The sequence below is a fragment of the Streptomyces sp. AF1A genome (genome assembly GCF_047340315.1).
Classification (GTDB): Bacteria; Actinomycetota; Actinomycetes; order Streptomycetales; family Streptomycetaceae; genus Streptomyces.
Genome location: NZ_JBLEBI010000018.1, coordinates 1 through 11992 on the forward strand (window position 1 = coordinate 1; position 11992 = coordinate 11992).

Annotated in this window: 10 protein-coding genes and 3 pseudogenes; 7 read left to right on the forward strand and 6 right to left on the reverse strand. The window is 69.3% G+C overall.

Annotated elements, in window-relative coordinates:
* Positions 1-456, reverse strand: a pseudogene (locus ACLU3S_RS08675) (ATPase); the annotation flags it as partial.
* A 212-nt stretch (positions 457-668) separates the two neighbouring features.
* Between ACLU3S_RS08675 and ACLU3S_RS08680 the strand changes: the two are divergent.
* The 3 genes from ACLU3S_RS08680 to ACLU3S_RS08690 all read left to right on the forward strand — a co-directional run bounded on the left by ACLU3S_RS08680 (position 669) and on the right by ACLU3S_RS08690 (position 3518).
* The gene (locus ACLU3S_RS08680) at positions 669-1616 is read left to right on the forward strand and encodes a MurR/RpiR family transcriptional regulator (protein WP_413951173.1); all 948 of its coding nucleotides are present in this window, start codon (positions 669-671) and stop codon (positions 1614-1616) included.
* A 47-nt stretch (positions 1617-1663) separates the two neighbouring features.
* Positions 1664-2560 carry an N-acetylmuramic acid 6-phosphate etherase gene (murQ, locus tag ACLU3S_RS08685; protein WP_413951174.1) on the forward strand — a complete coding sequence of 299 codons (897 nt, stop codon included), beginning with the start codon at positions 1664-1666 and terminating at the stop codon, positions 2558-2560.
* Between the two features lie 292 nt (positions 2561-2852).
* Positions 2853-3518 carry a nitroreductase gene (locus tag ACLU3S_RS08690; RefSeq protein WP_413951232.1) on the forward strand — a complete coding sequence of 222 codons (666 nt, stop codon included), beginning with the start codon at positions 2853-2855 and terminating at the stop codon, positions 3516-3518.
* A gap of 150 nt (positions 3519-3668) precedes the next feature.
* Here ACLU3S_RS08690 and ACLU3S_RS08695 read toward each other — a convergent pair whose 3' ends face one another.
* A complete protein-coding gene (locus ACLU3S_RS08695; RefSeq protein ID WP_413951175.1) occupies positions 3669-4307 on the reverse strand; it encodes an HD domain-containing protein in 639 nt (212 codons plus the stop codon).
* 554 nt (positions 4308-4861) lie between these two features.
* Between ACLU3S_RS08695 and ACLU3S_RS08700 the strand changes: the two genes are divergently transcribed.
* A complete protein-coding gene (locus tag ACLU3S_RS08700) occupies positions 4862-5842 on the forward strand; it encodes a GlxA family transcriptional regulator (RefSeq protein WP_413951176.1) in 981 nt (326 codons plus the stop codon).
* Positions 5843-6089: 247 nt separating this feature from the next.
* On the opposite strand, the gene ACLU3S_RS08705 is transcribed toward ACLU3S_RS08700, so the two are convergent.
* Both ACLU3S_RS08705 and ACLU3S_RS08710 read right to left on the reverse strand, forming a co-directional pair.
* Entirely contained in the window at positions 6090-6212 is a 123-nt protein-coding gene (locus tag ACLU3S_RS08705; protein WP_413951177.1) for a hypothetical protein, read from the reverse strand.
* A gap of 302 nt (positions 6213-6514) precedes the next feature.
* Positions 6515-7267 (reverse strand): SDR family oxidoreductase, encoded by a 753-nt coding sequence (locus ACLU3S_RS08710; RefSeq protein ID WP_413951178.1) that lies wholly within the window; start codon positions 7265-7267, stop codon positions 6515-6517.
* Between the two features lie 90 nt (positions 7268-7357).
* On the opposite strand from ACLU3S_RS08710, the gene ACLU3S_RS08715 reads away from it, so the two are divergent.
* The gene (locus ACLU3S_RS08715; protein WP_413951179.1) at positions 7358-7954 is read left to right on the forward strand and encodes a TetR/AcrR family transcriptional regulator; all 597 of its coding nucleotides are present in this window, start codon (positions 7358-7360) and stop codon (positions 7952-7954) included.
* Between the two features lie 181 nt (positions 7955-8135).
* On the opposite strand, the pseudogene ACLU3S_RS08720 reads toward ACLU3S_RS08715, so the two are convergent.
* Positions 8136-9186: pseudogene (locus tag ACLU3S_RS08720) on the reverse strand (aldehyde dehydrogenase family protein); the annotation flags it as partial.
* Between the two features lie 212 nt (positions 9187-9398).
* Positions 9399-10046 (reverse strand): cysteine hydrolase, encoded by a 648-nt coding sequence (locus tag ACLU3S_RS08725; RefSeq protein WP_413951180.1) that lies wholly within the window; start codon positions 10044-10046, stop codon positions 9399-9401.
* 415 nt (positions 10047-10461) lie between these two features.
* On the opposite strand from ACLU3S_RS08725, the gene ACLU3S_RS08730 reads away from it, so the two are divergent.
* On the forward strand, positions 10462-11289 hold the full coding sequence (locus ACLU3S_RS08730) for an alpha/beta fold hydrolase (protein ID WP_413951181.1): 828 nt from the start codon (positions 10462-10464) through the stop codon (positions 11287-11289).
* Positions 11290-11618: 329 nt separating this feature from the next.
* Positions 11619-11966: pseudogene (locus ACLU3S_RS08735) on the forward strand (FAD-dependent monooxygenase); the annotation flags it as partial.
* Positions 11967-11992: the final 26 nt, after the last annotated feature.

Sequence of the window (11992 nt, forward strand, 5' to 3'; positions counted from 1 at the left end):
CTCGTCGCCGAGCCAGGGGCCCCATCCGTCGACGCGGGCGTACGACCCGTCGTCCCCGATGCCGATCGCCACGGCACCGGTGCCGATCGCGAGCACCACGCCGGTGTGCCCGCCGAGGGCGCCCGCGTGGGCGGTGACGGCGTCGCTGGTGACGGCCACCTCGTCCGTGGGCAGGTCCGCCAGGAGCAGGCCGGCCAGGGCGCGGGCCGCTTCGGGTGCGGAGGCCGCGCCCGCCGCGCCCACGCACACCGTCGCCGACCGCGGCGCGGGGTGCGCTTCGAGGAGGGGGCGTACGGCGGCGAGCACGGCGGCACGGGCCGCCGCCACGCCGTTCTCGGCGGCGAGCCCGGGAGCCCCGGGCACCTCGCGGGTCTGCCGGGGCGGACCGTCGCTGCCGTTCCACAACGCGGCACGGCAGCCGGTCTTGCCCAGGTCCACCGCAACTACTGCTGTCATACGGCACGCCTTTGTGTCATCAGGGATGCGTCGCGCAGGCCCGTCACGGGTGGCCGGGAGGCCGGTGACCGGCGCGCGGCGCGGTTCAGCGAGTATCAGAACGACGGACTCCACATGTCAATAAGTAACTTCACGTAATTCGGCACGTAACTTTTTGACGTCCGGCCGAGCCCGTGGTTACTGTGGCGCCACCCAGTCAGGAGGAACGGCCCATGGCCCGCACGGAACCACCTCGCATACCGGCCCGGCCCGCGGAGGACCCTTCCGCCGCCGGAACCCTGGCACGCATCCGGACGGCGCTGCCGTCGCTCGCGCCGTCGGAGCGACGGGTGGCCGAGGCCGTCCTGGCCGACCCGGCGCAGGCGGCGGAGCTGTCCATCAGCGCCCTGGCCAAGCGGGCCGACACCTCGGTGGCGACGGTGATGCGCTTCTGCCGGGCGATAGACGTCACCAACTACCCGCAGCTGCGCCTCTCCCTGGCCGCGGCGGCCGCCCGGGAGCACGCCCTCAGCGGCGATCGTCCGGCACCGGGCACCGACATCAGCGCCACCGACACCCTGGACGAGATCGTCGGCAAGATCATCTACAACGAGGTGCGCGCCCTGGAGGACACCGGGGCCGGAGTGGACGTCGAGGTGCTGGGCCGGGCCGTGGAGGCCGTCGCGGGCGCCGGCCGGATCGACATCTTCGGCGTCGGCGCCAGCGCCTTCGTCGGCCAGGACCTGCACCAGAAGCTGCACCGCATCGGCCGCATGGCGTTCATCTGGACCGACCGGCACGCCGCACTCACCGCCGCCGCCCTCCTCGGCCCGGGCGACGTCGCCCTCGCCATCTCCCACTCGGGAGAGACCGAGGACACCGTCGAGCCCCTGCAGGCCGCCGCCGAACGCGGCGCCACCACGATCGCCCTCACCAACGTCCCGCGCTCCGCACTCGCGGAGAGCGCGGACCTCGTGCTGACGACCTGCGCCCGGGAGACGCCCTTCCGCTCCGGCGCGACCGTCAGCCGCATCGCCCAGCTCGCGCTCATCGACTGCCTCTTCGTCGGCGTCGCCCAGCAGTCCTACGACGCCACCACCGCGGCGCTGGAGAAGACCTACGGCGCGGTCCAGCGCCGCCGGCGCCAGCCGTCGCCCCGCCGCGCACCGTCCGGCGACTGACCGCCTCTGCCCTCCTTCTCCCGCACCCCCGAAAGGACGACCGCGCCGTGGACCTCAGCACACTCGGCACCGAGACCCGCAACGAGCGGACCGCTGATCTGGACCGCATGCCGGTCAGCGAACTGCTCTCGGTCATGAACGACGAGGACCGGACCGTCGCCCTCGCGGTGCGCGAAGCCCTCCCGCAGATCGGGGCCGCCGTCGAGGCGATCACCGAGTCGCTGCGGGCGGGCGGGCGGTTGATCTACATCGGCGCCGGCACCAGCGGCCGCATCGGCCTGCTCGACGCCGTCGAGTGCCCGCCGACCTTCGGCACCGCCCCCGAGCAGGTCGTGGGACTGCTCTCCGGCGGCCCCGGCGCCTTCGTGCTGGCGGTCGAGGGCGCGGAGGACGAACCGGGGAGGGCGGTCGCCGACCTTGACGAGATCGGTGTGAACGACCGCGACACGGTCGTGGGACTCGCCGCCAGCGGCCGCACCCCCTACGTCGTCGGCGGCCTGCGGCACGCCGCCGCCAAGGGCGCCGCCACGGTCTCGGTCGCCTGCAACCGCGACGCGGTCGTCAGCCGCCACGCCGGCATCCCGATCGAGATCCCCACCGGTCCCGAGGTCCTCACGGGGTCGACCCGGCTCAAGGCCGGCACGGCCGAGAAGATGGTCTGCAACATGCTCTCGACCGCCTCGATGGTGCGTCTGGGCAAGGCCTACGGAAACCTCATGGTCGACGTCAAGGCCAGCAACGAGAAGCTGGTCGATCGGGCACGCCGCATCGTCGTCCAGGCCACCGGCGCCGACCCCGACACCGCCGCCGACGCGCTGGTGGCGGCCGACGGTCATGCCAAGACCGCGATCGTCATGCTGCTCGCCGGGTGCACGGCCGAGGAGGCCATCCGGCGCCTGGAGATGGCGAACGGCGACACACGGACCGCCGTCGGCCGCAGCTGACGGCCTCTCCCCGGCCGGGATTCGCCCGCGGGCGCAACTGGTCGGGCAGCCTCGCCCCAGCCGTGGCACACCGGCGAACTCCCCTGGGGTGGAGCGTCATGCCTGAGGTGGAGTCAAGCCTTCACAGCCCACAGACACGTCGACGGCATGTCGATGAATCACCATGTCCAGCCATCGCCCTCGCGGCCACGTCATGCGCCGTGCCTTGGTGCCCGCCGAGCCGCCTGTCACATTTTCCGGTCCCGGCCGGTCAAAGGGTCGACGGCACAGGCACACGAGAAGGGCGGCGGTGGTGGACGTCTACGAGGCGGTCATGAGTCGACGGGCGGTGCGCGGGTTCAATGACCGCCCTGTCCCGAGGGAGACGCTGATACGCGTGCTGACCGCCGCGGCCTGGGCGCCGTCCGGATCGAACATCCAGCCGTGGCACGCCTACGTGGTGAGCGGCGCACCGCTGGACGAGATCAAGAAGCGCACCGGCCGGCGACTGGCCGAAGGCGACCCATGGGACGAGGCGGAGTACGAGCAGTACCCGCCCACCCTGAAGTCCCCTTACCGCGAGCGCCGGGCGGCCTTCGGCGCGCTGCGCTACGGCGCAGTCGGTATTGCGCGCGAGGACGTGGAGGCGCGCCAGCGGGCCGCTTCGGCGAACTGGGCCTGTTTCGGCGCGCCGGCGGCCCTGTTCTGCTACATCGACCGGGGCCTGGGACGGCCCCAGTGGTCCGACGTGGGCATGTATCTGCAGACCGTCATGCTCCTGCTGCGGGCGGAAGGGCTGCACAGCTGCCCGCAGATGGCATGGGCGAAGTTCCACAGGAGCGTCGCGGAGGTGCTCTCGCCGCCCGACGAACTCGTCCTCTTCTGTGGCATGTCGATCGGGTACGAGGACGCCACGTCGAGCAGGGCCCGCACGGGCCGGGCCGCCCTCGACGAGACGGTCACGTTCGTCGAGGGCTAGACAGATCGCGGGCACCCGTGCCCGCCCGAATACGTGCGGGGAGCTGCCGTCCGGTTGAGCGGCCGGGACGGAACACCTGATCACAGCTCCCCGCCAGGCCGGGGCCCCTCGTGGGGACGGCGGGCCCCGGCACCTCCTCGTTCCGACTGCTCACTGCGGCCAGGGCGAGTGGATGACGCGCTCCACCATGGACGTGCGGCGGAAGCCGGGAACGAAGTGTTCCAGGACGTCCGCGTTGACGGTCCCGTACGTGGTGTCCGGACGGTCCTTGAGCCCCTCGACGAAGGTCTGCAGGAACTCCCTCTTGAAGTCCCCGCGCGGATGAGCGGCGACGATCTCGTCCACCCGGCCGCTGTCCAGCCCGTCCAGGCGCCACCCGAGCACGTCGGTCAGAACGCCGTAGTTCAGGGTGGCGATCTCCGGGCCCATCCGGCCGGGAACCGCCGGCGTCGTGTGCAGCGCGATCGCCGTCCAGACCACCTCGGCGGCGCGCTCCGGGAACCCACGGTCGAGCAGGAACGTGCGCGCGTGGTCCGCGCCGTCCAGCTCGAAGCGCTGTTCCGCGTCGGAGAACGGGGTCAGCAGGCCCGTGTCGTGGAACATCGCCGCGATGTAGAGCAGTTCGGGGTCCGGCTGCAGACCCAGCTCGCGGGCGTGCAGGGAGGCGAAGAGATAGACACGCCGGGAGTGGTGGAAGATCAGGGGCGAGGTCGTGTCCCGGAGGTGGCTCGTGGCCTCCGCGACGGCCGAGGTCTCGGGGATCTCCACGCCTGCGATCATGTCGGTCATGGGTCCGTGCTTTCCGTCCGCTACGAGTGGACCGGGCGCCGTGGCCCGCCCGTGCCGACCACGCGGAATGGCTGCGTGCGGCACCGCATCGGTCCGGCCGTGGACCGCTCGAGTCCCGTCACTCCAGGATGGGACCGCGAGCTGAATCGCGCATCGGCGCATGTCCGACGGGCTCAGGCCGCAACGCGCCCGTGGAAGGTCGCGAAGGAACCGACGGGCTCGCGCGGGGTGCGCAGCAGGTCAGCGGTGCGCGGGATCGCCGTACCCGAGGGCGAGTCCGCGGACGATCAGCTGGTCGCAGGGGATCCGCAGGTCTCATGCGCGTCACACTGGAGGCATGATTTAGTTACATTAAATAACTGTAAAGGAACAGTCGCCCTCCTTCGTTCGCCCTCCTGTGAAGCCACCGCGGGCGACGGGCCGGTGTTCGCGTAGTGTGCCGGCGCTCCGGGGGAGCGGGCGGGCCGACGCTCGCCGTGGACGGGTGAGGCCCGGCTCGGCTGACGGGATCGGGGGTTGAGGAACATCGGAACGAAAGCCCGAGGAGGACAACTGTGAGCTCCGGCGTGCCCCACCGGGTCGCCATCCTCGTCTACGACGGGGTGAAACTGCTCGACGTGGCCGGTCCGGTCGAGGTGTTCGGGGAGGCGAACCGACTCGGTGCCGACTACCGGATCGCGGTGCTGTCGACCACCGGTGCCGACGTCCGGTCGTCGGTCGGAATCCGGATCGCCGTCGACGACGGCCCCGCCGCGGAGCCGGGCCCGGACACGTTGGTGGTGCCGGGCGGGGACGTCTTTCCCAGGGCCCCCGTCACCCGCGATCTGGTCGACGCCGCGAGGGATCTGGCGGCGCGCTCCCGCCGCGTCGCCGCCGTCTGCTCCGGGGCGTTCGTCCTCGGCGCCATCGGCCTGCTGGACGGAAAGCGTGCCACCACCCACTGGAAGGTCGCGGGCGAACTCGCAGCCCGGTGTCCGAAGACCCGCGTCGAGCCCGACGCCATCTACGTACGCGACGGCACCACGTTCACGTCCGCGGGCGTCGCCGCCGGCATCGACCTGGCGCTGGCTCTCGTGGAGGAGGACCACGGGGCCGAGCTGAGCAGGGACGTCGCCCGCGCCCTGGTCGTCTACCTGCAAAGAGCGGGCGGTCAGTCCCAGTTCTCCGCTCCGCTGCAGGGCCCCCCGCCCCGGTCTCCCGCCCTGCGCACCGTCCGCGACCTGGTCCTCGCGGATCCCGCGGGCGACCACTCCCTCGGTGAACTCGCCGGACATCTCCACGTCAGCACCCGTCATCTCACCCGGCTGTTCCGCGAGGAGCTGGCCACCACGCCGGCCCGGTACGTCGAGTCGATCCGGCTCGACCTCGCCAAGGCGTTCCTCGACCAGGGGCACACCGCGACGCAGGCGGCCGCCCTGGCGGGATTCCCGAGCTATGAAAGCCTGCGCCGGGTCTTCGCACGCGAGCTGTCCATCAGCCCCGCTGCCTATCAGCGCCGCTTCGGCACGGCCCGCGGCACGCAGGCGGGGCGGTGACGGGCGGCCGCAGCAAGACCTGTTCACTCGCGCGCGAAAGAGGGCCCCGCCGGGCACTGCCCCGCTGGGCGCCCTCCTTCCGCGCGTCCGGAACTCCCGCGCGTCCGGAACTCCCGCGCGTCCGGAACTCCCGCGCGTCCGGAACTCCCGCGCGTCCGGAACTCCCGCGCGTCCGGAACCTCCGCGCGTGGAGAACTCCCTCTCGTCCAGAAGAAGCCCAGCTTCACGCGACTGGCGAGCGGAACCGCTAGTGGCCGCGCGTCCTTCTGACTCCGAACGGTACGGCAGCCGCCGAGATGAGCGGCAGCACGACGCGGGCGTCGACGGCGGCGGAGCCGAGCTCGGTCACCTCGGTGCGGTGCGCCGGCACGATGAGAACGGTCCGTCCGGGGGCCACGTGCCGCCGGACGGACCGTTCGCCGCTTCACCACCGGAACGGCCGGGCCACGGCGACGCCCCGCCACTCCCGTCGGCGCACTCCGTCGAGAACGAGGCGCGCGCTCGGGCCGGTGGACAGCCGGGCGGGTGGCGCGTGCCACCGTCGCGCCGGTGACCTGCCGCGTCGTCCGGTGCGGTGTCCGCCCCGTGCGACACGGTCACGCGGCAGGCGAATCCTGTCTTCCTACAGGTGGGGGGGCTCTCTCGGCGCCCCGCGGCGGAACGGAGGGTCACTCAGATCTGGTTCAGTCCACCGTCGACGTAGAGCTCGGCGCCAGTGACGAAACTGCTCTGGTCGGTCGCGAGGAAGAGAGCAGCCGCGGCCGCTTCGGAGGGCTCGCCCATGCGGCCGAGGGGAACCTGCTGCGCGAAGAAGGCGTGGAGCGACTTGGCCTCTTCCTCGTTGGGCGCGAGGCCGGTGAGTCCCGGGGTCTTGATCGGTCCGGGCACCAGGGTGTTGACCCGGATGCCACGGCCCCGCAGCTCGTTGGCCCAGGTGCGCGAGAAGGAGCGGACGGCGGCTTTGGAGGCGGCGTAGACACCGAACGCCTCTCCGCCGGTGGTGGCGGCGGTGGAACCGGTCAGGATCACCGAGGCGCCGTCATTGAGGAGCGGCAGTGCCTTCTGCACGGTGAAGAGCGTCCCGCGGACGTTGATGTTGAACGTGTCGTCGAAGTGCTGCTCCGTCACCTCCTCCAGGGTTGCGAATTCCCCGCCGCCCGCGTTCGCGAAGAGCACGTCGATGCGGCGGCCCTGCTCGGCGATGACCGAGAAGAGCCGGTCGAGGTCGGCCGGGCTGGCTATGTCTCCGCGGACGGCGGTGACGTTGTGGCCGATCTCGGCAGCGGCCGCGTCCAGCGCATCCCGGCGTCGGCCAGTGATGATCACGTGGGCGCCCTCAGCCGCGAAGCGCCGCGCCGTGGCCAGTCCGATGCCGCTGTTCGCCCCGGTGACCACGGCCACCTTGCCTGCGAGTACTTCCGTCATGACGCGCCACTCCTCGATAGTTCTTGACCGACTCGTCCATAACGTTAAGGGTTATGGACGAGTCGGTCAAGAAAGCGTATGCTCAGCCGCATGGCACGACCTCGGAAATTCGACGAGCAGCAGGTACTGGCGAAGGCCCGGGAGCAGTTCTGGGCCGCTGGGTACGCCGGCACGCGCATGGACGACATCGCCGCGGCGACAGGCCTCGGCAAAGGCAGCCTGTACGGCGCGTTCGGCGGCAAGCAGGACCTCTTCCACCGTGTGTTCGACGACTACTGCAACGCAGTCGTCGACGCCACAGCCCAGCAGCTGCGCGGCGACGACGAGGACGCGTACACCCGGCTGTCCGCCCACATCCACGCGGTGGCCGCAGCCGCCGCCGCGGACACCGTCCAGCGCGGATGCCTGCTGGCCAAAGGCACCGCCGAGCTGGCCGAACACGACAAGACCGTGGCCCATCGTGCGCACACGGCCATCCAAGCGCTCCACGCACTGCTGAAGGACGACATCGCCGCCTGCCAGCGCAACGGCGACCTCGACGCGAACGCGGACCCCGGACGGTTGGCCGCACTGGTGCTCGCCGTACTCCGCGGCATCGAAGCACTGGCCAAGGCCGGAGCCGACGAGGAGATGCTGACGGACATCGCCCGCGCCGCCCTCGCCGTACTGCCGCGCCCAGCGAACTGACGCACCCATCGGACCACCTTGTCGGGGTTGCGATCACCAGCCGGGTATCGGCGTCCACGATGACCGCCGTGCTCGCCGACGGCGCGCTGAGCCGCTCCACGCCACGACGGACGCAGGGGCGCGTCAAACCTGGCACTCAACCCCGCGGCAGACCCTTTCCTGAATCCGAGTCGGTGGGCTGTTACAGGGCGAGATCGGTGAGGACCAGCACGCGTTCGTAGGTGTAGTCGTCCATGGCGAACTTCACTCCCTCGCGGCCGACACCGGACTGCTCGACGCCGCCGTAGGGCATCTGGTCGGCGCGGTAGGAGGGAACATCGCCGATGACGACACCGCCGACCTCCAGAGCGCGATGGGCCCGGAACGGCGCCTGCAAGTCGTGGGTGAACACACCTGTCTGCAGGCCGTACTTGGAGTCGTTGACCGCCGCGAAGGCCTCGGCCTCGCTAGCGACCCCGAGCACCATGAGAACCGGTCCGAAGACCCTCCTCGCAGGCCAGTGTCGTGTCGGCTGGAACATCCCCGAGTACCGTAGGCGCATACGAGGCGCCATCGCGCTTGCCACCCGCGTGGAGCGTGGCACCGGCGACGACGGCTTCGTCGACCCACAACTCGACGCGGCACGCGGCGTCCTCGCTGACGAGCGGGCCCACATCGGTCCTGTCGTCCGAGGGGTCCCCGGTGACCTGTGATTCGACTGCTGCGACGATGCGGGGGAGCAGTCGGTCGTACACCGCGGCGTGGGCTGTGACGCGCTGCACGGAGATACAGGACTGTCCGCCCTGGTAGTTGGAGAACGTGGCGATCCGGTCGGCGGCCCGGTCGAGGTCCTCGTCGCTCGTGAAGTCACCCAGCACGACGGCCGCGCCGTTCCCGCCGAGTTGCAGCGTGCAGTGTTTCCTCGGGACCGAGTCCATGATCGCGTAGCCGACCTTCTCGGATCCGGTGAAGGAGATGACGGGCCCGCGCTCGTCCTGGATCAGCGCGGGCATCCGGTCGTTGGCGACCGGCGGAATGCTCCACGCACCTTCCGGCAATTCGGTCTCGGCGAGCAGGTCCCCGAGGATCAGGGCGGACAGGGGAGTGTTCGGCGCCGGCTTCAGGATGATCGGGGCGCCGGCCACGATGGCCGGAGCGACCTTGTGAGCGCACTGATCGAGCGGGAAGTTGAAGGGCGTGATGCCCAGCACAACCCCCTTGGGGAAGCGGCGGATCAGCGCCAGACGACCCTGGCAGTCTCGCTGATGGCCTGGCGGCCGGCGAGCCAGAAGGCGCGGGGGGAGGTCATGTCCGGTCACGGCCCTGACGTTCGGACACACTGGCTGTGACCTCGCCCTGGACCGGCCAACTGGTCGGCCAAGTCAGCGTGCCGACCGATGGTCAGGTCGAGGAGGCGGTGGCGGTCGCATACGCCGCCCACGAGGAGTGTGCTGAGGAGGCAGTCCTACCGCATTCTTTCGATTACCTCGTCAGTCGACAGCAATGCATGGGCGAAGAATCGATAGTTGATGATCGCTGCTTGGTAGCCATCGCCCCAGACCGGGTGCCGGGGACCTGCTGTCGCATCGCTGACGAGGGCGACCTCAAATCCTTCCTCTATGAGGTGTCGCATATGGGACTCGACGCACATGTTTGCCAGCATGCCGCCGAGAATAATTCGCTGTATGCCGCGCTTGCGTAGTTGTAGTACCAAGTCGTTGCTTTCCGGCCCAAATACCTTGTGGGGGCTGGCGACCACCGTTCTGCCGTCCTCGATGTAGGGCTTGAACCGGTCGAGCCAGTCGGCCCCGGAGCCTTGGAATCCAGTGAGATCCAGGGGGCCGGTCCTTGCGAACGTGCGGGTCTTGAGCTCGCTCGTCTCGAGAGGCCCATTCATCCGCCATCCGTCGTCGGTCGGGTAAAAATAATGAGGCGAGATGAAAACCTCGTACCCGCCCGTCTTCGCCGTATCGAATATTCTCTCCATATTCTCGACGGTCCTGTTCTCCGTGACGCTTGCACCCACCACGGCCCAGTTGGCTCCGTGCTCGCTCAGCACGTCATTCTGTGGGTCAATGAACACGACCGCCGTGTCAGACCTATTGATTTCCATCCAGCGCTCCTTGTGTGACAATGATGACGGGCCTTATAATTCCCGGATGACGGTATGTGTTTCCGCGGATTTTGCTGGGTGATGGTCCTTTCGATCGGGCGGAATCGGCGAGCGGCGTACTGGCCTGGCGGTATGGAGACGTTGACCGGACGTTCTGACCGCCGTTCCCAGCCTGACTCATTTTCGAGCGCTGCGCATCGGTCAACCGCTGTACCTCGGTTGTCGTCCCTGACTCCTTCGCGGTGGTGATCGGTAGGCGTCATCCTCTGAGCTCAAACCCAGAAATCTCGGCCACGCGGGCCCGTGCATTTCGACGCGCGATCGCGCCACCACTCGGTTAGAGTCCGACAAGGCGCTTGTGTGGGCGCGGCGCTGATCTCGGCAAGTTCTGGACCAGCTCGAGAGGAACTCCGACATGCCCTTCGCCACTGCCAAGGACGGCACGCAGATCTTCTACAAGGACTGGGGGTCGGGCCAGCCGGTCGTCTTCTCCCATGGCTGGCCGCTGACTGCCGACGCCTGGGACCCCCAGATGAAGCTCATGTCGGACAATGGGTTCCGCTCGATCGCTCACGACCGGCGGGGCGGCGGACGATCCGGCCAGACCTGGGACGGCAACAATCTCGATACCTACGCCGATGACCTGGCCGCTGTCATCGAGGCTGAGGACCTCCACGATGTCATCCTGGTCGGCCACTCCACCGGTGGCGGTGAGGTCACCCGCTACATCGGTAGGCATGGCACGGCGCGGGTCGCCAAACTGGTCCTGCTCGGTGCGATCCCCCCGCTGATGCTCAAGACGGAGGCCAACCCCGAGGGCCTGCCCATCGAGGTCTTCGATGAGATCCGTGAGGGTGTGGAAACGGACCGTTCACAGTTCTACAGGGACCTGAGTGCCCCGTTCTACGGCGCCAATCGCGACGGCTCGACGGTCACGCAAGGAATCCGCGACGAGTTCTGGCTCTGGAGCATGACAGTGGGCATCAAGGGCGCCTATGACTGCATCAAGGCGTTCTCGGAGACGGACACCACGGAGGACCTCAAGAAGGTCGACGTGCCCACACTGATCGTCCACGGCGACGACGACCAGATCGTGCCCATCGTGGCGGCCGGTGAAAAGTCCTCGAAGCTCGTCAAAGACGCGATCTACAAGGTGTACCCGGGCGCCCCCCACGGCCTGGCAATGGTCCCGAAGTTCGCCAAGATCTTCAACAAAGACCTCCTCGAGTTCGCCCGCAGTTGAGTCGAAGACGTGACCAAGCCGCGACCTCTCGGCCTGGTACGTGATGACGGTACGGATGCCGGCTTTCCCAGGCGGGCAGAAGCAGTTCACGGCCTGGGCCCCGACCGCGGGGCCCAGGCCGCGTTTGTGCGCGCCGTGTCGCGCAGCATCTACAGGCCGACGGTACGGTGCAATCAGAAGCGATTCGGCTCGCTGGAGTCTGGCCGTGGTGGGGCGCTGGGCTATGTGCATCAGCTCTTTTGCCGACCAGGTCGGCCGGCGAGACTTTCCGGTTGTCCGGGCATGCGTGCTGCCCACGATGAGTGGCCGCCCCACCCGGAGGAAAGCGCATGGATTGCGACACGCAGGTAGTGATCGTGGGTGCGGGGCCCGCGGGACTCCTGCTGGCAGGCGACCTGGCGGAATCCGGCGTCAGCTGTACCGTCGTCGAGCGGCGCGTGCGGGACTCGGAGCTCACACGCGCGTTCTCTGTCAACGCGCGGACGCTGGAGCAACTGGATGCCCGCGCGGTCGCGGATGATCTGACCTCGACGGGTCTGCGAAATCCTGTTCTCCAGTTCCTGCAGATCGATCTGTCGCGGTTGCCGACTCGCTTCCCTCATGTGCTGGTGACGCCGCAGTACAACACCGAGCGGATGCTTCGCGCACGCGCCCGCACCCATGGTGTCGAAATCCGTGGAGGGTGCGAAGGCCGGGCGGGCGA